The organism is Cellulomonas xylanilytica (genome assembly GCF_007989805.1).
In the GTDB taxonomy this organism is placed as follows: Bacteria; Actinomycetota; Actinomycetes; order Actinomycetales; family Cellulomonadaceae; genus Cellulomonas; species Cellulomonas xylanilytica.
In genome coordinates this window covers 132,684-152,982 of sequence record NZ_BJUB01000011.1, presented here as the reverse complement: position 1 = coordinate 152,982, position 20,299 = coordinate 132,684, and the positions used below count along the sequence as shown (strand labels likewise).

Below are 20,299 nucleotides of genomic sequence, written 5' to 3'. Positions count from 1 at the left end.
GGTCACCGGGTCTCTCGGGGACCCGGTGAGTCGTGCGTCAGGAGATGCCGGCCTCGGCGCACTTGGCGGCGAGCTCGGCGGTGCAGACGGCTTCCTTGGTGGTGTAGCCGTCGGCGATGACGTTCTTGACCGAGTCGAAGTAGATCGCCTCGGGGTCCAGCAGGACCGACGCGACCTCCTCGTTCGTCTCGGTGTCCTCGACCGTGCCCGTGGCCAGGTCGGAGGTGTCCTCACCCTTGGCCAGCGCCACGGCGAGGGCCGACGCGGCGTCGGCCTCCTTCTTGACGGCCTTGTAGACGGTCATGCACTGGTCGCCCGCGAGGATGTTCTGCAGACCCTGGTCCGTCGCGTCCTGCCCGGTGACCGGGATGGTGCCGTTGACGCCGTTCTTCTTCAGGATGGCGATCGCGGCGTTGCCGAGACCGTCGTTGGCCGCGAGGACGCCGTCGATCTTGCCGGCGTTGTCCGTCCACATCTGCTCGAAGATCGTGCCGCCGAGCTGGTTGTCCCACTTGTCCACGGTCTGGTCCGCGACCACGGTGTACTCGCCGCCGTCGACCTTCGCCGAGAGCGCCTCGACCGCACCGTTGTAGAACAGCGTGGCGTTGTTGTCCGTGGGCGAGCCGTTGAGCATCGCGATGTTCGCCGTCATCTTGCCGGCGTCCGTGAGGCACTTCTCGAGGCCCTCACCCTGCAGCTGGCCGACCTTCGTGTTGTCGAACGACACGTAGAAGTCCGCGCCGCCGCCCAGCGTCAGGCGGTCGTAGTCGATCGTCGCGATGCCCTGGTCCTGGGCCTTCTTGAGCACCGCCTTGCCCGACCCGGAGTCCAGGTTGACGATCATGAGGACGTTGACGCCGCTCGTGATCATCTGGTCCGCGATCGTCTGGAACTGGCTCACGTCGCCCTGGGCGTTCTGGATGTCGTACTCCACGCCCGCGGCCTCGAAGGCCTCCTTGAGGTACTTGGCGTCGGCGGTCTCCCACCGGGCCGAGGACTTCGTGTCCGGGAGGATCACACCGACCTTCGGCGTGGCCTCACTCGTCTCCGAACCGGTATCGCTGGGCGTGTCGCTGCCACCGCAACCAGCCAGCATCAAGCCGGAGGCCATGACGGCCGCCGTGGTCAGGATCATGCTTCGTCGCATCGTGCTCCCTCTCTGGACGACGCCCCGTTGCGCTCGTCTCCACCCGGCGCTTTTCGGACGCTCGGACTATGTTGCGGGCGACAACATATGGCTGGGCGGGGTCTCTTACAAGGTCAGACGCGGTTTCCGTGGTCAAACCGTGACCTTGCAGGGTGAGCAAGCGCTTTCTGGCATGTCCGGTTCGCCCACTTGGATGAACCATGTTCTCCCCGGCAACAAACCCCGCGCGCTGCCGTCGATGCCACCGCGCCGACGAATGCTGCCACACCGACGCCCGACGGCCCAGAGATCGCGGCCGCGCGGACCCCGACCGTCGACGTGAGGCGAATCCACACTCAGCGGCACGACGTCCGCAGGACCGAGCGCTCTGACCAACCACGTCCCGGACACGACGACACGACGTCCGCAGGACCGAGCGTCGGAAGGGCCGAGCTCGCGGACATCCTCGACGACACGAGGTCCGCGGAGCTGGGCGCCCGAGTCCGCGGGCGTGCCGACGACGCGATGGCTGCACGCTCCAGCGTCAGGACGGGTGCAAGGTGCGGACGCGACGAGGCCCGGCACCGCAACCGGTGCCGGGCCCTGTCCGTGGGGTCGCCGCGTCAGTCGGCGGCGACCTCCGCCGAGCGGCGCCAGCGGATGCCTGCCTCGATGAAGTCGTCGATGTCGCCGTCGAACACCGCGGCGGGGTTGCCCACCTCGTGCTCCGTGCGCAGGTCCTTGACCATCTGGTACGGCTGCAGGACGTACGACCGCATCTGGTCGCCCCAGCTGGCCTTCACGTCGCCGGCCAGCTCCTTCTTCTTGGCGTCCTGCTCGGCCTTCTTGACCAGCAGGAGCCGGGACTGCAGGACGCGGAGCGCAGCGGCGCGGTTCTGGATCTGCGACTTCTCGTTCTGCATCGACACGACGATGCCGGTCGGGATGTGCGTCATGCGCACCGCGGAGTCGGTCGTGTTGACCGACTGACCGCCGGGGCCCGACGAGCGGAAGACGTCGACCTTGATCTCCGACTCGGGGATGTCGATGGAGTCGTTCGACTCGATGAGCGGGATCACCTCGACGGCGGCGAAGCTCGTCTGCCGGCGGCCCTGGTTGTCGAACGGGGAGATGCGGACCAGCCGGTGCGTGCCGGCCTCGACGGACAGGTTGCCGAACGCGTACGGCACCTTGACCTCGAACGTGGCCGACTTCAGGCCGGCCTCCTCGGCGTAGGAGGTGTCGAGCACCGTCGTCGGGTACCCGTGCCGCTCCGCCCAGCGCAGGTACATGCGCAGCAGCATCTCGGCGAAGTCCGCGGCGTCCACGCCGCCCGCGCCCGAGCGGATGGTGACGACGGCCTCACGCTGGTCGTACTCGCCGGACAGCAGCGTGCGGACCTCGAGCTCGCCGAGGTCCTTCTTGATCTTGAGGAGGTCGGCCTCGGCCTCGGCGAGGGTGTCCTCGTCGTCCTCCTCCATCGCCATCTCGACGAGCGTCTCGAGGTCGTCGATCCGGCCGTCGAGCTTGCTCATCCGGTCCAGCTCGGCCTGCGTCGACGACAGCGCGCTCGTGATCTTCTGCGCGGCGTCCGGGTCGTCCCACAGGTCGGGGGCCGACGCCTGCTCCGAGAGCTTCGCGACCTTCGCCTGGAGGGCCGTCGGGTCGCTCACCGCCTGGATGGTGCCCAGGGTGGTGCGCAGATCACGGATCGCGGTGGGGAAGTCGGTGGTGGCCACAACCGTCCAGGCTACCGGGTCCGCGCTGCCCGCTCCTCCCCCGACTCCGTCTCCGTCTCACGACCCTCGGGCGGTCGACTCCGCCTGGAGCACGATCCCGTCGGACCACGGCGCGAGGACCCAGCTCAGGAGCGCAGGCCGGACGACGGCGCCCAGCCGCACCTGTGCGGACCGGCCGTCGGGGGTCGTCGCGTCGAGGACCGCGAACTCGTCCCACGCCGTGGCGGTGTCGGGGTTGTCGCGCAGGTAGCCGTCGACGGCTGCGCGGACGGCGGCCTCGGTCAGCGGGACACCGCCCGCACCCGAGGCCGCCTGGTCCGGGACGAAGTAGGGGTTGTCGGCGACCGCATCTGCTGCTTCGAGGGCGAGCAGGTCCGCGAGCGCGAGCAGACGCTTGCGCTCCAGGTGCACCCCGGCGGCGGACACGACGACGGTCAGCAGGAGCAGCGCGACGACGACGAACCCGAGGGTCAGGATCATCACCTGCCCGTTCTCACCGACCGGCCGGCGCCGCCGCCGCGCTCGCCGTTGCCGTCCCGGTCGGCGCAGCAGTCCGAGGGCGTCGGTCGGTGTCGCCGAGCGGTCCCGGCTCACCGGGCTCTCCCGGCTCGTCGGGCCGTCCCGACGACTGGGCCCGCCCCTGACGTGACCGTCATCCGGTGGCCCGATACGTGTCGACCGGGGCGACGCGCTCGACGCTGACCGGCACCTCGAGGGGGATGACGTCGCGGACGAAGCCCGGGACGAACGGCAGCGGCACCCGCACCTCGATCCGTGCGGACACGTCGCTGCCCGGTGCCAGACACGGCACCGACGAGCAGGTGAGCGTCAGGGCCCTCGACGGGTCGTCGTCGAAACCCTGGTCCCGCAACGCGATCCCCACGGCGGCGACAGCCCGCTGGGTGCCCTCGTCGGCATCGTCCGCAGCGACGTACGTCCGCGCCGCCTCGCGTGCCGCTCCCTCGGTGGCGAACATCGCCGCCTCGATCCGACCGAGCGTGAGCACCAGGTACACCAACGGCACCAGGAGGACGAGGGACAGCCCGAGGAACTCGACGACCGAGCTGCCGTCCTCGCCGGTCGCGCGGGCCCGGCGAGCGCTCCACCCGCTCACGGCTCCTCGACCAGGGCGTGCCCGCGCACGGTGAGGGTTCCGGCGGGACCGACCAGGCCCACCAGCGGCAGCGGAGCGACCACCTCGATCTCGACGACCTCGAGCCCGTCGAGCGTGGTGTGGCCGGCCGTCACCCCCTGCGCGTAGGTCGACGACAACGACTGCCCGATGAGCTCCCTCGACCGCTGCGCCCCGTCGCTCGGTGCGTGCCCGACCAGCGCGCCGTACCGAGCACCCTCCGCGGCGGAGTCGACGAGGGTGTTGCGCACGTGCAGCACGATCGTCAGCTGCAGCACGGCCGCGAACAGCACCGTGACCAGCGCGCCGACGAGCGCGAAGTCGACGATGGCCGACCCCGACTCGCCCGTCAGGGACCGGTGACGCTGCTGATGGCCTCGGAGAACACCCGACCGAGCGCGTCGCCGGCGATGACCCACAGCGCGGTGACCAGCCCGGCGGTCATAAGGGTCACCAGGACCCAGCCGGGGACGTCGCCGCGCTCGGGCGCGCCGTGGACGACCCGTCGCCGGACACCGCCCCAGGCCGTGCTCCCCCACACCAGCGAGCCCCGCAGGACCGCGCCGACCCGTGACGACAGACCGTCGTCCTTGCTCCCCGACCGACTCTCGGTCCCGCTCGTCATCGATACTCCCTTCATCGGGCACCAGAACGGCGCCATGCACGATTCCTGCGTCGGTCACAGACCGACCCGCAGGACCACCATCGAGGGGAAGACGGCGAAGACGACGGTCACCGGCAGGATCAGGAAGACCACCGGGACCATCATCAGCACCTCCTTGCGCCCACCGGTCTCCATGAGGGCGCGACGGCCCTCCTCACGCACGTCCTGCGCCTGTGCGCGCAGGACGTCGGCCAGGGGCGTGCCGCGCTCGACCGCCACGGCGACGCCTTCGGCGAAGCGCGCCAGCGCCGGCAGCCCTGTCCGGTCCGCCAGGTTGTCCAGCGCCACGGTCAGCGGCGCACCGGCGCGCGCGTCCGCCAGGGTCCGGGCGAGCTCCGCGGTCAGCTCACCGTGCGTCGACCGCACGACGCGTTCCAGGGCACCGATCGCTCCCTCGCCTGCGCCGACCGCGAGCGCGAGCAGCTCCGCGACGGTCGGGAGCTCGGTCAGCATCCGTGACTCGCGGGCGCGTACCTCGCGCGTCAGTGCCCAGTCACGGCCGAGCACCCCGACCAGACCGCAGACGGCGACCAGCACCACGAGCGCGAGCACCCCGCTCCCGCGCGTCGCCGCGAGCACCAGGGCCAGCGCGAGCCCCGCGGCCAGGCCGAGGACGCCCCAGACCACCTGCCCGGCACGGAACTGCTCCACGGTCTCGGTGCGCCCGGCACGGCTGAGCCGGCGTCGGAGCTCGGCCGCCGGGGACCCGAGACGCGTCACCAGCCGGAGGGCGTCCGTCATCACCGGGGCCACCAGCCTTTCGACGGTGACGAACGGTCCCCGCACGTGGGGTGCGCGCAGCAGGCCGGACGCGGTGGGCTGCGGACGCAGGTACGGGGCGAGCCGCTGGTCGAGGCTGATCCGCCGGGACCGCAGGCGCAGCACGACGATCGTCAGCCCGAGCCCGCCGAGCAGGCCGACGAGGGCACCGACCAGACCCGGGCTCACCGCAGCACCCGCGGGTCGTCCGGGAGGCGTGCGATGCGCAGCATCACGAGGTAGGCGACGACCGTGCAGGCTCCCCCGACCGCGAGGACCGCGAACCCGGCAGGGGTGTCGTACGCGGCGGCAGCCTCGGAGCGGGTGGCGAGCAGGGCCAGGACGATCCACGGGGCGGCGACGGCGAGCCGCGCGGCGTTCACGGTCCAGCTCTGCCTCGCCTCCAGCTCGCCGCGCGTGCGGACGTCCTCCCGCAGGAACGCGGACAGGGTCCGCAGGAGACGGCCGAGGTCGGTGCCGCCGACGTCGCGGGTCAGCCGCAACGCCTCGACGATCCGGTCGGCGACCGGGTCCGCGAGCCGGTCCTTGAGGGCGTCCAGGCTCTCGCTGAAGCGCCCGGTCGCGCGGTAGTCCTCGGCGAACGCCGTGAACGCCGGCCGCAGCTCCACCGGCCCACGCTCCCCGATCTGGGCCACGGCCTCCGGGAGCGCCAGCCCGGCGCGGATCCCGGATCCCAGGTGATCGACGACCTCCGGCCAGAGCTGGCGCAGCCGTGTGCGGCGCCGACGAGCCCGTCCTCGGACGAGCGCCCACGGTGCCATCGCCGCGAACACCGCGAAGCACAGCGCGATGGACGGGATCCGGGTCAGCGCGGTACCGAGGACCAGGACGACGAACCCGAGCATGACGCTCGTCGCCACCAGCGCTCCGGGCGTCACGCCGGCCGCACCCGCCTGGACGAGCGCGTCCTGGGTACGGGCATGCCAACCGGGCGCACGCGCCGCGGCGGCTCCGGGCGGCTGGGCCCAGAACGACCACCAGATGCAGGCGACACCGGCCCCGAGCAGCAGCCCGACGACGACCCCCATCAGCCCCGCCCTCGCAGGAGCGCGGCGAGGTCGGTGCCCGCGCGCGCGAACCGGTCGGCGTGCGGCGGGTAGCCGTCGGCCCGGACCAGGTGCCGGTCCCGCGCGTGGAAGACGTCGGCGGTCTCCACGATGCCCTGCTCGACCCGACCGGGGACGGCCACGATCTCCCGCACGGTCCGACGCCCGCCCGCGTCCAGGTCGAGGTGCACGACGATGTCGACGGCGGACGCGACCGTGGGGACGACGAACCGGTCCGACACGTTCTCCCCGGCGAGCAGCGGGAGGGTGCACAGCTTGGTCAGCGCCTCGCGCGCCGAGTTCGCGTGGATCGTGCACATGGCTGGCACGCCCGCGTTCAGCGCGATGAGCAGGTCGAGCGCCTCCGCCTCCCGCACCTCGCCGACCAGCAGGCGGTTGGGCCGCATGCGCAGGGCTTCCTTGACCAGGCGGCGCAACGGGATCTCGCCGGTGCCCTCCAGGCTCGGCTGGCGGCACTGCATCGCCACCCAGTCCCGCGCGACGAGCCGCAGCTCGAAGACCTCCTCGCAGGTGATCACGCGCTCGCGCGCCGGGATCGCACCGGCGAGGGCGTTCAGCATGGTCGTCTTGCCCGCCTGCGTGCCGCCGGAGACGAGCACGTTGAGCCCGGCCCGGACCGCGGCCTGCAGGAACGCGGCGGCGTGCAGCGTCAGGGTGCCGAGGCCGACGAGCTCGTCGAGCGTCGTGGCCCGCACCACGTACTTGCGGATGTTCACGGACCAGTGCCGCCGGGTGACGTCGGGAATCACCGCGTGCAACCGCTCCCCGCCGGGCAGGCTGGCGTCCACGAACGGGCTCGACAGGTCGAGCCGGCGTCCGGACACCTTCAGCATCTTCTCGACGAGGTCGCGTACCTGGCCGTCCGTGAGGATCGTCGTCGTCAGCTCCGCCTCACCACGCCGGGCGACGAACACCTGGGTGGGCGAGTTGATCCAGATCTCTTCCACCTCGGGGTCGTCGAGGTACTTCTGCAGCGGACCGAGCCCGGCGACCGCGTCGACGACGGACTTGTGCGCGGCCACGGCGTCCACCAGGGGCGGGACCGCTCCGACGACCGAGCGCTCGTCGTAGTCGGCGATCGCGTCGGAGACGAGCGCGAGGACGCCCGGACGGTCCCGGACCGGGTCGAGCCCTCGTCGCCGGATCAGCTCGCGCACCTCGGTCTCGAGGATGGCCACCCCGTCCACGCGCACCCCTGCCCGATTCGTCCGGTCTCGTCCCGGGCGAACGTAGGGCACCGGGAGACGACGCACATCCCGTTGTCCACAGTCGGAGACACCGACGGACCGCGCTGGCGTGCTGGAGCCGGAGTCAGGGCGAGGAGGTCCAAGGTTTCGCGGGGCGCCCCGGTGCGTCTCCGACGCACGGTTCGAGGTTCACGCGGACGCCCCTTCGCTCTCCGCGGTGATCGGACGCGAGGTCGCCGTCCGGGAGACCACGGGTGCGACGACGAGCGTCGCGAGGAGGAAGACGACGGCGAGAGCCGCCCACCCGAGAGAGCCGAGCTGCAGCACGAGGGCGACGACGAGCAGGGGCCCGACGACGTCCTGGATGCCGATGCCCGTGCTGAACACGGCCAGGAACTGCACACGCCGCTCGGGCGGTGCGAGCTCGTACGAGAGCGACCATCCCCCCGCCGACTGCCAGAGCTCCCCGGCGGTCAGGGCGAGGGTGCCGACCAGCAGCAGGGCGACCGCGACCCACGGGCCGACGCCGGCCGCCAGGGCGAGCGGCACGCACATCAGGGCGAGCGCGAGCCCCGCCCAGCGGGAGGCCCGGATGCCGCCGCGGAGCCCCTCGACCCCCCGCGAGAACGGGACCTGGAGCACGGTGGCGAGGACGGCGTTCACGGTCACGACGATCGAGACCGTCACGGGAGGCGCATCGGTCCGCTCGAGGATCCACAGGGGGATGACGACGCTCAGCAGCACCATGTGCATGGCGAGGACGGCGTGCACGCCGGTGAGGGCGGCGTACCACCAGTCACGGAACGACGTGAGGGCCTTGATCACCCCGACCCTCTCCCGTGTCACGAGGGTCTCCAGTCGCGGCAGCCGCAGGAGTGCGAGGGCGACCGCCGTGACGGCGAAGCTCGCGGCGTTGACCAGGACGATCGCCTTGTAGCCGGCGGAGGTCGACGCCACGACGAGGCTGGCAGCGAGCAGGGCCCCGACGGAGAACCCGGCGTTGCGGATCGACCTCATCAGCGCCATCGTCCGCACGCGGCCGGACTCCCCGACGAGCGACGCGACGAATCCCTGCGTCATCGCCGGGACGGCTCCTTCGGCGGCCGCCTGGAGGCTGACGAGGACGATGAACTCCGCCGGGGAGTCGACGAGGACGAGCGCTGCGAAGAACGCCGCGCGGCAGGCCTGGAGGGTGACGAGCATCCGGCGGACGCCGAACCGGTCGCCGAGCGCGCCGAGCGGGATCGCTGTGAGGAGCGCGACGAGACCCGCTGCAGCGAGACCTGCCGAGACCACCTGGGGCGCGAGACCGACGTACCGGACGTAGTAGACGACGGCGCCCGCGAGGAACACCCCGGTGCCGACGGAGTCGACGAGCGCCACCAGCAGGAACGTCCGCACCGGCCCCGGCATGTCGCGGACGCCGGTCCACAGGCGGGAGATCGTGCCGCGTGCGCTCATCCGTCGGCCGTCACCGCGACGCTGATCCTCCGCAGGGCAGCATCGACGGCGGCTGACGCGCTGGCGGCGTCGGCGCTGCGCACGATGACGTGCCCGACCCGGTCCCACGAGCTGGCGAGCGAGCGGACCCGGTCCCCGGGGACCACGTCGACCTCCACCTCGACGACGTCGTCGAGGACCGTGGCCTCGTGGACGCCGTCGACGGCGTCGACCACGCCACCGGGCAGGTCGAGGAACCTGATCGACGCTGTCGCGGTGGCCTCGCGTCGGCCAGGGGTGGAACGTCGGGACAGGAGGGCGATGTAGTCCGAGAGCAGGCTTCCCGGGTAGGCCAGGTCGATGAGGACGTCGATGTGGTCACCGGGGAGCCGCCCGGCGCACTCGACGAGGTGGGGCCGTCCATCGACGAGGATCCACTCGGAGTGCAGGACGCCGGTCCGGTACCCGGTGGCTGCGACGAACCGCCCGACCGCGACTTCGACCGCATCGGCGGTGGAGGCCGGCAGCGGTGCGGGGACGAGGTGCCCGGTCTCCACCGGGCGGGCGCCGGGGCGCACCTGCTTCGCCGTCGTGTTCGCGAAGACGACGCGACCGTCGAGGACGAGCGCCTCGTGGCTGATCTCCGGGCCGACGAGCACGGACTCGACGAGGAGCTCGCCCGTGCGCAGCGTGGAGGCGCGCAGGCTGGGCTCGTCCGCGTCAGCCACGGCGGCGAGCACGGTCGCGGCATCGGACTCGGGACCCAGGATGTGCACCCCCAGGCTCGCCTGGCGGTTCGAGGGCTTGAGGACGCACCGACCGTCGTGCTCCGCGCGGAACCGGTCGACCTCGTCCGCCGTGCTGACGACGGACCAGTCGGGCTGGAGCACGTCGCCGCTGACGGTGGCGCGGAGCCTGGCCTTGTCCCGGAGGGTCTCGGCGGCCGCGACGCCGGCGCCCGGCAGGCCCCAGGCGTCCGCGAGCGCTGCCGCGACGACGACGCCGTACTCGACGGCGGGCACGACTGCTCCCACCCCGTCCGGGCGCTCGAGGGTGGCGGCGAACCGTCGCGCGTCGTCCTCGTCCTGGGTCGGGGCAGCGAGGAGCGCGCCGGCACAGGCGAACGAGTCGATGATGCTCTCCACCCGGCGTGCCGCGATGACGTCCGGCTCCTCGAGCACCAGCACGGACCGGGCAGGGACAAGCCCTTCGAGGTCGGAGAGCAGGGCACGGCTGAACCCCACCGCGATGGTCTCGATCCCGGGTGGCAGTGCCGCGAGGTTGTCGATGACGAGGCTCATGGCGCTGCCACCGCCTCGTCGAGGTCCGGTACGGCCACGAGGTCTCCTTGATCAGTCGGTCCCGCTGGACGTCCGTGTCCACCAGGTCTGCGGGATGCGCTCCGTCGACGTGGGCTGACCCGGGTCCGGTCCGCGCGGTGCAGCGGGTGGGCCGGCACCCGCAGACACGAACGGCACGTGGACCGTTGCGGCCCGATCGTAGGGCCTCGGCCGGGGCAGGTCGTGGTGCTGTCGAGCCGGGTATCGGGCCCGTCCGTGCAGTTGCACGGAAACCCGAAACGATTCGGACGTAGAGAATCTGTATCGTTCTCGGATATAGCGGATCCGGTCACGCGGGACCCTAATAATATCGGTCGCACAATGTCAATCGGGTCCCATTTTTCGAGACGGGCTGGATCTGCTCCCGGCCTTGACGCACCCGCGGCCCTCATGGGAAGGTTTCGGCGCCCAAAGAGGCCACATCCGGACTTCTGTCGTTTTGAGCTGCCGCCGAGCACTGATGCTTGACGTGCGTCCAGGACATTCCCTGTCGAGGTGCCATTGAGCGAGATCTATTTTTCGCAGATTCGTGAGGACTCGCGCATCGAGCGTCAGCTGCAGGACCGCTACCAGGCTCGACGGGTCCTCACCATCGGGTCCGGGGGGTGCACGGCGTTCTCCCTGCTGGACGACGACCTGGAGAGCCTCGTCGTCGTCGACGCCAACCCCGCCCAGTGCGCACTCATCCACCTGAAGCGCGCCGCGCTCGTCTCCCTCGATCTCGACGAGTACCTGGCGTTCGTGGGCGAGCGCCCTGCGACCGACCGCCTGGCCACGTACCGCCGGCTGGAGAGCGCGCTGCCCGAGGAGGCACAGGCGTACTGGCGGACCCATCTGGCACGGATCGAGTCGGGGATCAACCGCTGCGGGGTCACGGACCGCTTCTACAGCCTGGTCGGTGAGAACCTCTCGCAGATCATCCTGGACACCGCGGCGGTCGACGCGCTGTTCGCCTGCTCGTCACTGGACGAGCAGCGCGCGTTCTACGCGGAGCACCTCGACAACGACCGCTGGGACACCGCGGTCCGCGTGCTGTTCAGCCGGTGGACCCAGTCGTACTTCTATCCCCCGCTGTGGTCCGCACGCAGCACGGAGTCGGAGTTCGGCGAGTTCTACGCGTCGCAGATCACCGAGGCGATCACGGACCGGCCCGTCGCGGACAACTATTTCCTGCACCAGCTGCTGGTAGGCCGTTATCTTTTCGACCGCGCCGACGGCACGCCTGCATATCTTTCCGAGGCCGGATACAGCCGGGCGCGCCGCAACATTCACAAGATGGAGCTGGTGAACGGCACGGTCGATCAATGTCTTCGCACGGTCAGAGAAATCGACGCCTTCTACCTGTCGAACATCTTCGACTGGGGAAGCCTCACCCGGCACGGCGCTTTTCCGGAGAATGCGCGCGAGGCGGCGTCCGCCGACGGGGCGATCGTCCTGCACCGGAGCATGTACGGCCGGGACCGGCTCTCGTCGGTGTTCGGCGACAACCTGAGGATCCGTTCGGAGCTGTCCCAGGAGCTGATGCAGCAGGAGCGTTCGATGCTCTACCGCGAGGTCACCGTCGGCGAGCTGGTCTGAGATCAGGCCCGCGGCTGGGCAGAGTCGGACGAACCGTCCGTCGGACACACACATGAGGGGCGTGGAGCAGCATGACCACCACACACGACGACCAGTTCCTGGAGAGCGTGCTGACGCTCCTGCGGGGGCTCAATCCTTCGGCGCAGGCCCTGGCCGGCACGACGATCGAACCCGACACGGACCTCATCCACACCGGCATCATCGACAGCCTGTCGATCATGGCGCTGCTCGTCTTCCTGGAGGAGGAGACCGGCACACGTGTGCCGCTGGAGGACCTGCTCCTCGACAGCATCCGCACTCCCCGGACGATCGCCGCCGTTCACGGCCCCCGCGCCGTCGAGACCGTATGAGTGTGATGGAGCCGCTGCTCGTCACGGGCGATGCCGAGGTCAGGATCGACGACGCGCTCTCCCGGGTCCGCCCGTTCGCCGGCGCCGAGGAGCTGAGGCTCTCGCCTCTGCTTCCCCTCGGCTCCGCCACGGCCACGCACTACGTGCGCAGCTTTCCGCAGCATGCACTGGTGGTGTCGGGCGCGATGGGTGCGGACCCCGCGTTCCTCCTGGCACCCACCGCCTGCTACGCGGTCTTCAACCACCTGGGAGATCGCCTGCTCCCTCGCGCGTCCGTGTTCACGCACAAGAACGTGTGCTTCCGGAACGAGACCACGTACCGCAACGGAGAGCGTCAGCCTTCCTTCCTCATGCGCGAGTTCATCTTCCTGTCCACGGAGCTCGGCCTGGTGCACGAGTGGATCGGGCAGGTCGTGCTGGACATCCCCCGTCTGCTGGCGGACGAGTTCGGTGTCGCGGCGGTCGTGCAGAAGGCGTGCGACCCGTTCTTCGACCCGAAGGACCTCCACCTGAAGTTCCAGGAGTCCGAGGACCTCAAGTCCGAGTTCGTGGTCGACGGACTCGCCGTCGCCTCGGTCAACCTCCATCTCCAGGCGTTCGCGCGCAGCTGCCACCTGCGCTCAGCGGACGGAGCCCCCCTCTACAGCGCGTGCTTCGGCCTCGGGTACGACCGGCTCCTCTCCAGGAGCGCAGCTGCACGCGTGCCTGCGCCCTCCCTGGCAGGCGGCGGCCGGGACACGGAGGGATAGCCATGGAGCGCGTCACGATCAGTGACCCTGCCGATGTGGACCTGCTGCTCCGCGGCAAGGAGTTCCGGGCCGATCACCCGTTCCGGGTGTCCCGTCGGATCCTCGGCGTGTCCACGCTCGATCTCGAGGGAAGCGAGCACCGCACCAGGAAACGCGAGTGGTGGGCCGGGTTCGGGAAGCAGTGGACGGACGGTGCCGCGGCGCAGGAGCTGGTCAGCTCAGCGGTGGCCGGCGGCTTCGCGCGCGCGCGAGCGAGCAACGACCTGCTGCAAGGGTGCGTCTACATCCCGAACCGAGTCGTCCTGGAGCTCCTGGGCCTGCCTGGCGTCGACCCCGTCGAGCACTACGCCCGCCTCGGTCCGGCTGTCCGGACCCTCGGCGGGCTCCCCGAGCCGGAGGAGAGCCTGGCCCGGTCGCGGGACTACATCCGGGACCTGTCCCGGGACGTGACGGTGCCCCTGTTCGCCGGGCTCCCGGACGAGGCCCGGGCGGCGGAGCTGGCCTTGTTCCTGATCGCGGGAGCGGAGACGACCGTGGTCGCCCTGAAGATCGTCACCGCGGCGTGGTGGCGTGATCCGTCCGGCGTGCGGGACGACCTGCGGAGCTCTGGCGCCGGCAACCTCGTCATGCGCATGCTCGCGAGCGACGCCCCGCTGGGCATGACGACTCGGCATGCGTCCCAGGACGTCGTCGTCCCGGGAGTCGGCGCGATCCCCCGGGGCGCGATCCTCGACGTGGACCTGGCCGGTGCGAGCGAGCAGTCGGGACTCGACGAGACGGACGCGCGCCGCAGCTCCCAGGGCTACGTGTTCGGGGCGGGAGCGCATCGCTGCCCGGGGGACCGCTTGGCCATGCTCGAGGCCGAGGCGTACCTGGAGGGCCTCGTCCAGCTGGATGCGTCGGAGTACGCGCCTGTCGAGGCGAGCGAGCCTCGGCCGTCGACGTTCCGGCACCCGACCTGGCACGCACTGACGAAGCACCCGAGCGTGTGCGCGGGCTCGGAGACGGTCGGCGGGCGATGTACAGAGTCGTGATCGGCAGCGCCGGTCCGGCGCACTTCCCCAACTACCAGTACGTCGTCGGGGACGTCAGCTCCGGCCACGCCGTGGTCGTGGACCCTGCGTGGGACAGCGGGGGCATCGCCCGGCGGATCGAGCGTGAGGGCTGGAGCCTGCAGGCGATCGTGCTGACGCACGGGCACTCCGACCACGTCAACGGTGTCGCCGAGCTCGCCCGTCTCATGCCGGCGCCCGTGTACGTGTCGGCCGACGAGGCCGCCTACTACGACGTCGACGTGCCCGGCTTGACGCACTGCGGCGATGGCGCGACCGTGCACGCCGGCTCCATCGCGGTCAGGGCGATGCACACACCTGGCCACACGGTCGGGTCCTGCAGCTTCCTGGTCGGCGACCACCTCTTCGTCGGCGACACGCTCTTCCCTGAAGGCGTCGGCTTCACGCACTTCGAGGGGGGCTGTGCGTCGGATCTCTACGACAGCGTCCGACGACTGGGGCGCGAGATCGCCGACGAGACGCTCGTGTACTCCGGGCACCGGTACCAGCACGGACCGGGACTCACCTTCGGTGAGCTGCGACGCCGGAACATCTACCTGCACCTGTCCAGCCGCAAGGACTTCGTGGAGTTCGCGGACCGGCGGACGGTGGCGGCATCGCACGACCGGCTTCTCCCCGATGCCTCCGCGACACCCACGGGCTATGCCGCGCTGACGTGGAGCGACGACGGCGCGACTCCTGCGACCAGGAAGTGACGGCAGGAATGATCAGCTGCGCTGTCCCGTCCGACTGGCCCCGGCCCGCAAGCTTCTACTCGTCGCCCAACTGGTTGCGGTTCGTCGACTCCGACGGACTCGGCAGAGCCGCCTACCTGGCGGAGGACGGTGCCGGCATCGTCGCCCACCTCTGCCCGGAGGACGGCCATCCGGACTACCGCTTCGAGACGGTGCTCGACAGCGCAGACGATCGCGCCCGGCTGCTGCTGGGAGGCCGCCGGGGATTCTGCTCCCCGGTGGTCGGCGGGGAACACTCGCCGTCCGCGCTGGCCCGGCTCGTGGCTGCGGCCCTCGACGCCTTCCCCGAGGTGGACGGCGCCTGGTGGTGGCCGTACCTGCCGTCGGAGGACGTGTCGCGGGTCGTCGCCGCCGCACGGTCGCTCACGGGTGAGACGCCCGGTGTGCACCTCGTCGACGCCGACTGCGTCGTGCAACGGATCGGGCCGGCCGAGCCCTTCGAGTCGGGCCTGACCTCCAAGCAGCGGAGGACGAACTGGCGCCGCGAGTGGCGGCGCTTCACCGAGAGCGGGCTCGAGCTCCGGCAGGTGGCGGTCGACGAGGTCGTCGAGTCCGGAGCGCGTCTGCTGCAGCAGGTCGAGAGCAAGTACGGCAACGAGCATCCTCTGGACCGCCTCACGGCGTCCCTCGGCCGACAGGCGCGGCTCCTGAACGACGAGGCCGTGGCGCACGCCGTCTTCGACGGCCCGCGCATGACGGGATACTCGCTCGCCTACCGATGGGGCGACGAGCTGGCGGTCCGCTCGGTCGGCCTGGACTACGCGTCGCTGCACGACGCCGCGGAGTATGCGGTCCTCCTCCTGCACGCACCCGTCCGGTTCGCGCAGGAGAACGGGATCGGGTCCCTGCACCTGGGCACCCGCAGCTACGAGGCCAAGTGCCGGCGTGGCGCGCGGGTCCGTGGCCTCTGGGCGGTGGCTCCCGGGACGACGACGTCGAGGACGGCGATCGAGGACCGCGCCCGGCCGGTCCTGGCCGAGCTCCCCGCGGCGGAGGCCGCGGCGTTCCGCTCGGAGATCGACGCGGTCCAGGCTGCGCTGGCGACCGGGGAGGAGCGGCGATGACCGCGCACGCCGTCGTCCTCACCTCCGTGCGCCGGGCCTTCCCGTTCGGCCTCCTGGACCGGCCCGGCGCCGACCACGTGACCATCGTCGCGGAGGTCGGTCACCCGCACCGGTTCCCCCGCGGTGGAGCAGCGCCCGGCACGGCCACGGTCGACGTCGTCGAGGTCGAGAGCATCCGCGACACGACCGAGGTGCTCCGGGCCGTCCGTCGGGTCTCGGCGTCCCGTCCCGTGGACCGTGTCGTCTCGCCGGTGGAGTTCGGTGTGGCGACCGCCGGCTTCCTGCGGTCGTCGCTCGGAATCCCCGGGGAGTCGTTCGACGTCGGTCTGGCGTTCTCCGACAAGTTCCTGATGAAGCGTCGACTGGCAGAGGCGGGCGTGCGGACCGCTCGCTTCACGCGCGTCTTCGACCCGGCGGACGTCGGAGCTGCTGGGGACGGCCTGGGCTGGCCCGTCATCGTCAAACCGTCCGTCGGCGCCCTGTGCATGGACGTGGCCCGGATCGACGGGCCGGACGAGGCGATCGCCTGGGCGACCGGCCCGGTCGGAGAGCGCCTGCGTGCCGACGGGATGCCGGTGGCCGTGGAGCAGTACGTCGCGATGGACCAGGAGTTCCACGTCGACGCCGTCGTCCGCGCGGGCGAGGTGCTGTTCGCCACCGTCTCGATCTACTTCGCTCCCCTGCTGGGCCAGATCGACGACTTCGACGGGTCGTGGATCGTCCCGCACGACCACCCCGACCATGCGGAGGCGCTCGCACTGGCCACCCGGTCGGTGGACGCGCTCGGCCTCCGCGACGGGATCGCCCACGTCGAGCTGTTCCGGTCGGCTGACGGCTTCCGGGTCGGTGAGGCAGCGTGCCGACCGCCGGGTGGCGGGATCGTCGACGCCGTCCGTCACCAGCACGGGGTCGACCTGTGGGAGGCCTACTGGTCCGTGGCGCTCGGGCGTGCACCGGAGCTCGACGCCGTGGCGACCGAGGGAGTGGTCGCCAACGTCAACCTCCCGATCCGCCCGGGCAGGATCGTCGAGCTGTCCACCGAGGTCGAGATCCGGGCAGCCTGCCCCGGACTGATCGACGTGCGCATGACCATGCGCGTCGGAGACGTGATCTCGTCGGACCTCAACTCGTCGTCCACGCCGGGGGTCGTCTTCTTCCGTGCCCGCGACGAGGCGGGGATCAGGACCACGCTCGCGTCGCTCCGACGCGCCTACCGGCTGGAGGTCGAGCCGACGTCCGGCTAGCTCCGCCTGGCGCGGACAGCAGTCCCGCCGCCCGCGGGTGCTCGTCGTGCTGGTGAGACCGCCGGGACCTTCGGCCCTGCCGGAGGCAGCGGTGCAGGACGAGACTGGTGGGACGAGAGACGCGGGGACGCCAGGACGCACGAACGGCGAAGGTCCGCGACGGTTCCGGACCCGGCCCGTGATGGGCCGCTGGTCTCACCCCAGCCTTCCCGCGCTTCGCGGCCGCATCGACGTCCGCGCACCTGCCCCTGAGGACCACCGATCCATGCCCGCTCGAACGCTCGGTGCCGTCGTGATCGCGACCGCACTCGTCCTGCTCCCGACCGCGGCGCACGCCGCCGGCCCCGACGCCACCTCGACGAGCATCGATCACGCGGGTCCGCTCGCGGCGACAGCCGTCCCGGACGACGACCTGGTGGAGCTCGGGCTGGTCGGGCTCGTCACCAGCAGCCTGGTCCTCGTGCTGGTCGGACGCCGCCGCCCGGACGACGACGAGCCCGCCGACTGAGGCCCGCCGGACACCGTGACCTCCGCCGGGTCGTGCACCGCGCCCGCTAGCGTGTGAACGTGTCCACGACCCTCACCACCCCCCTCCCCACCGGCCGCCAGCACGTCCTCGAGCTGGGGAGCCAGCGCGCGGTCGTCACAGCCGTCGGCGCCAGCCTGCGCGAGTACACGGTCGACGGCCGGGACGTCGTCCTGCCGTTCGACGAGACACAGATCGCGCCGGCGTTTTCGGGAGGGGTCCTCGCCCCGTGGCCCAACCGCCTGCGCGACGGCGTGTACAGCTACGACGGGACGGACTTCGAGGTGCCGATCTCGGAGCACCTCCGGAACACCGCTCTGCACGGGCTCGTCGCCACCACGACCTTCGAGACCACCGACGCCAGTGCGACGTCGGTGACGCTCGAGCACGTCATCGTCCCGACCCACGGGTACCCCTGGCCGGTGCGGGTCCGCCTCACCTACGCGCTGACCGATGCCGGTCTGCACGTCACGGCGGAGGGGACGAACCTCGGCGCGACGACCGCGCCCTACGGCATCGGGTTCCACCCGTGGCTGTCGCCCGGTGACGGCCAGGTCGACGACTGCACCCTGCAGGTCGACGCCGCCGGGCACGTGACCGTCGACGACCGGCTGCTCCCCACCGGGACGGAGCCGACGTCCGGGGACAGCGAGCTGCGCACCGCGCGCCCGCTGCGAGGACTCGACCTGGACGACGCGTGGGTCGACGTGATCCGCGACGCGCAGGGGCTGTCCTGGATCCGGCTGGGCTGCCCGGACGGGCGCACGGTCGCCATGTGGGCGGACGGTGCGACCCAGGCCTGGCAGGTCTGCACGGGCGACACCGTCGCGCAGATCTCGCGTCGGGGCGTCGCTGCGGAGCCGATGACCTGCATCGCCGACGCGTTCCGCACCGGGACCGACCTGGTGCACCTGGCGCCGGGCGCCAGCCACACGATCACCTGGGGTCTCGCGCTCCTCTGAGTCGGGCCGCACCAGGTCGACGGCGGGGCTCAGCCGTCGTAGTACTCGCCGTCGGCCTGGACGCCCTTGGTGAACTCCCAGTGCCAGCGCTCGTACGGGCCGCTGCCGCCGGGCTGGGCCCAGGCCGGGTTCTCCCAGCCGTACGTCGGCGCGTTCTCGGTGATCCAGGCCCACTTCGTCCCGGACGTCTGGTCCTGGCACAGGTCGACCGCAAGGCCCCACCCGTGGTTGCTCTTGCCGGGGACGGCGGCGAGCCCGCCCCTCGTCGCCTTGACGGCCCGCTGGGCGGCCAGCGTGCGGTAGCCGCCGCTGAGGCACAGGTCCCCGCCGAAGCGTGCGGCGAACGCCTGGTTGAACTCCGCGAGGGAGACCGCCGCATCCGCTCGCAGCTGCGTGTGGTTGTCCCACAGGTTGCACAGGTCGGCGGTCTTGAGGAGCCCGTTCTGGCCGGCGGCGCGCTTGGAACCGTCGCAGCCGGGGAGCGCGGACCGGTCGTCGGCGCGGCTGACCCCGGCGACGCCGCGCGCCTGGAGGGCACCGTCGGTCGCCATCAGCGACGTCGGCGGCAGGGCGGAGAGCGTCGAGCCGGACAGCGCCGAGACGGTCGTGGGGAGCGTGGAGTCGGCGAGGGCGTCGGAGCCGAAGGCCACCGAGCTGGGCACCAGTCCCTGGCTGACCGGGATGACGACCGTGATACCGGCCAGGACGCCGAGGACGCTGAGTCGGGCGGCAGCGCGGGTGGGCTTGCGCGAGCGTCGCGAGATCGTCCCGTGCGGGACGGACTCGAGCTCCGGCACGCCCTCGAGCTCGGGGACGGACTCGACACGTCCGGGCTCAGCAGGTGCCTGTGCGGTGGCTGCCGGGACCTCGAGGCGGATCGCGGTCGTGGGCGCAGCCCGGGGCGAGGGCTGCGTCGGCGCCGCGGAGGGCATCGTCGGTGCGGCGACGGGCCGCTGCGCCGCTGCGAGCGGCGACTCGATGCGTGCAGGAAGCGTCGGGAGCGGCACCGGGGCACGCGAGGCGCTGAACGGCGCCGTGGTCGGCGACGTGCGCTGCGGGGGTGCCACGGGCGCTGCCGTGCGGGACCGGGGCGAGCCCGCGGGAACACCGGCGGGCACCTGGGGGGCCGACGGAGCGGCGACACGGGGCTGCGGCTGGGCGCTCGGCCCGGACGTGCGGGCCGGCGATGGCGTGGTGGGCCGGGCTGCGAGCGCCTGCGGGGCCGCGGACCATGCCGAGCGCGGCGCCTCGGTGGGAGGCGTGGATCCACGCGGCGCGACGGGCTCCGGCTGTGCCCACGACGGCACGTGGTGCGCGGCCGACGGGGCGGGATCCGGACGCGCGCCGGTCGCGGTGGTGGACCCCGACTCCGAGCGGCGCTGGGCCTCGCGGAGGCTGCGACGGGTGGGCGGTGCCGTCACGGGCTCCTCGCTGTGCGACCCCACGACACCTCCAGTCCGTCCACGCGTCTCTGATCTGCCGCGACGTCGTCGTCGGGTGCGCTGCAGGCGCCCCGGCGACTTGCGGTCACGAAACCATAACGG

At 71.7% G+C, this 20,299-nt stretch carries 21 protein-coding genes; 9 read left to right on the top strand and 12 right to left on the bottom strand.

The features are described 5' to 3' along the window. Nucleotides 1-37 precede the first annotated feature (37 nt). The 11 genes from CXY01_RS16935 to CXY01_RS16885 form a co-directional block, all read right to left on the bottom strand. Nucleotides 38-1,018 carry a sugar ABC transporter substrate-binding protein gene (locus CXY01_RS16935; RefSeq protein WP_222594574.1) on the bottom strand — a complete coding sequence of 327 codons (981 nt, stop codon included), beginning with the start codon at nucleotides 1,016-1,018 and terminating at the stop codon, nucleotides 38-40. A gap of 731 nt (nucleotides 1,019-1,749) precedes the next feature. Next, nucleotides 1,750-2,865 (bottom strand): peptide chain release factor 2, encoded by a 1,116-nt coding sequence (gene prfB, locus CXY01_RS16930; protein WP_146929596.1) that lies wholly within the window; start codon nucleotides 2,863-2,865, stop codon nucleotides 1,750-1,752. 57 nt (nucleotides 2,866-2,922) lie between these two features. Further along, nucleotides 2,923-3,345 carry a hypothetical protein gene (locus CXY01_RS16925; protein ID WP_146929718.1) on the bottom strand — a complete coding sequence of 141 codons (423 nt, stop codon included), beginning with the start codon at nucleotides 3,343-3,345 and terminating at the stop codon, nucleotides 2,923-2,925. Between the two features lie 172 nt (nucleotides 3,346-3,517). Further along, nucleotides 3,518-3,979, bottom strand: a complete 462-nt coding sequence (locus CXY01_RS16920) for a pilus assembly protein (RefSeq protein WP_146929593.1) — start codon at nucleotides 3,977-3,979, stop codon at nucleotides 3,518-3,520. Beyond that, entirely contained in the window at nucleotides 3,976-4,290 is a 315-nt protein-coding gene (locus tag CXY01_RS16915; RefSeq protein ID WP_371862782.1) for a pilus assembly protein, read from the bottom strand. The genes CXY01_RS16920 and CXY01_RS16915 overlap by 4 nt, the downstream gene beginning before the upstream one ends. 56 nt (nucleotides 4,291-4,346) lie before the next feature. Further along, nucleotides 4,347-4,538, bottom strand: coding sequence for a hypothetical protein (locus CXY01_RS16910; RefSeq protein WP_371862783.1), 192 nt, complete (start codon nucleotides 4,536-4,538; stop codon nucleotides 4,347-4,349). Between the two features lie 138 nt (nucleotides 4,539-4,676). Continuing rightward, nucleotides 4,677-5,609: a type II secretion system F family protein gene (locus tag CXY01_RS16905; RefSeq protein WP_146929590.1), complete on the bottom strand. Its 933-nt coding sequence runs from the start codon at nucleotides 5,607-5,609 to the stop codon at nucleotides 4,677-4,679. Further along, nucleotides 5,606-6,469, bottom strand: a complete 864-nt coding sequence (locus tag CXY01_RS16900; RefSeq protein ID WP_146929587.1) for a type II secretion system F family protein — start codon at nucleotides 6,467-6,469, stop codon at nucleotides 5,606-5,608. Before CXY01_RS16900 ends, CXY01_RS16905 begins: the two co-directional genes overlap by 4 nt. Beyond that, nucleotides 6,469-7,695, bottom strand: a complete 1,227-nt coding sequence (locus tag CXY01_RS16895) for a TadA family conjugal transfer-associated ATPase (RefSeq protein ID WP_146929584.1) — start codon at nucleotides 7,693-7,695, stop codon at nucleotides 6,469-6,471. The genes CXY01_RS16900 and CXY01_RS16895 overlap by 1 nt, the downstream gene beginning before the upstream one ends. A gap of 189 nt (nucleotides 7,696-7,884) precedes the next feature. Then, nucleotides 7,885-9,156: an MFS transporter gene (locus CXY01_RS16890; protein ID WP_146929581.1), complete on the bottom strand. Its 1,272-nt coding sequence runs from the start codon at nucleotides 9,154-9,156 to the stop codon at nucleotides 7,885-7,887. Beyond that, a complete protein-coding gene (locus tag CXY01_RS16885; RefSeq protein ID WP_146929576.1) occupies nucleotides 9,153-10,436 on the bottom strand; it encodes an ATP-grasp domain-containing protein in 1,284 nt (427 codons plus the stop codon). The genes CXY01_RS16890 and CXY01_RS16885 overlap by 4 nt, the downstream gene beginning before the upstream one ends. A gap of 534 nt (nucleotides 10,437-10,970) precedes the next feature. On the opposite strand from CXY01_RS16885, the gene CXY01_RS16880 reads away from it, so the two are divergent. The 9 genes from CXY01_RS16880 (at nucleotide 10,971) to CXY01_RS16840 (ending at nucleotide 18,755) form a co-directional block, all read left to right on the top strand. Continuing rightward, nucleotides 10,971-12,053 (top strand): DUF3419 family protein, encoded by a 1,083-nt coding sequence (locus CXY01_RS16880; RefSeq protein ID WP_146929573.1) that lies wholly within the window; start codon nucleotides 10,971-10,973, stop codon nucleotides 12,051-12,053. A gap of 71 nt (nucleotides 12,054-12,124) precedes the next feature. Then, complete coding sequence (locus CXY01_RS16875) at nucleotides 12,125-12,403, top strand: acyl carrier protein (protein ID WP_146929569.1); 279 nt, start codon at nucleotides 12,125-12,127, stop codon at nucleotides 12,401-12,403. After that, nucleotides 12,400-13,152, top strand: coding sequence for a class-II aminoacyl-tRNA synthetase family protein (locus CXY01_RS16870; protein WP_146929566.1), 753 nt, complete (start codon nucleotides 12,400-12,402; stop codon nucleotides 13,150-13,152). The genes CXY01_RS16875 and CXY01_RS16870 overlap by 4 nt, the downstream gene beginning before the upstream one ends. A 2-nt stretch (nucleotides 13,153-13,154) precedes the next feature. Further along, nucleotides 13,155-14,186, top strand: a complete 1,032-nt coding sequence (locus CXY01_RS16865; RefSeq protein WP_146929563.1) for a cytochrome P450 family protein — start codon at nucleotides 13,155-13,157, stop codon at nucleotides 14,184-14,186. Continuing rightward, entirely contained in the window at nucleotides 14,171-14,920 is a 750-nt protein-coding gene (locus tag CXY01_RS16860; protein ID WP_146929560.1) for an MBL fold metallo-hydrolase, read from the top strand. The genes CXY01_RS16865 and CXY01_RS16860 overlap by 16 nt, the downstream gene beginning before the upstream one ends. Nucleotides 14,921-14,928: 8 nt before the next feature. Continuing rightward, complete coding sequence (locus CXY01_RS16855; RefSeq protein WP_146929557.1) at nucleotides 14,929-16,023, top strand: GNAT family N-acetyltransferase; 1,095 nt, start codon at nucleotides 14,929-14,931, stop codon at nucleotides 16,021-16,023. After that, complete coding sequence (locus CXY01_RS16850) at nucleotides 16,020-17,267, top strand: ATP-grasp domain-containing protein (RefSeq protein ID WP_146929555.1); 1,248 nt, start codon at nucleotides 16,020-16,022, stop codon at nucleotides 17,265-17,267. The genes CXY01_RS16855 and CXY01_RS16850 overlap by 4 nt, the downstream gene beginning before the upstream one ends. A 265-nt stretch (nucleotides 17,268-17,532) precedes the next feature. Further along, nucleotides 17,533-17,775: a hypothetical protein gene (locus CXY01_RS16845; RefSeq protein ID WP_146929552.1), complete on the top strand. Its 243-nt coding sequence runs from the start codon at nucleotides 17,533-17,535 to the stop codon at nucleotides 17,773-17,775. Nucleotides 17,776-17,834: 59 nt separating this feature from the next. Continuing rightward, entirely contained in the window at nucleotides 17,835-18,755 is a 921-nt protein-coding gene (locus CXY01_RS16840) for an aldose 1-epimerase family protein (protein WP_146929549.1), read from the top strand. Between the two features lie 29 nt (nucleotides 18,756-18,784). Here the strand turns inward: CXY01_RS16840 and CXY01_RS16835 are convergent, their stop codons facing one another. Next, on the bottom strand, nucleotides 18,785-19,822 hold the full coding sequence (locus CXY01_RS16835; RefSeq protein ID WP_146929546.1) for a M15 family metallopeptidase: 1,038 nt from the start codon (nucleotides 19,820-19,822) through the stop codon (nucleotides 18,785-18,787). Nucleotides 19,823-20,299 lie beyond the last annotated feature (477 nt).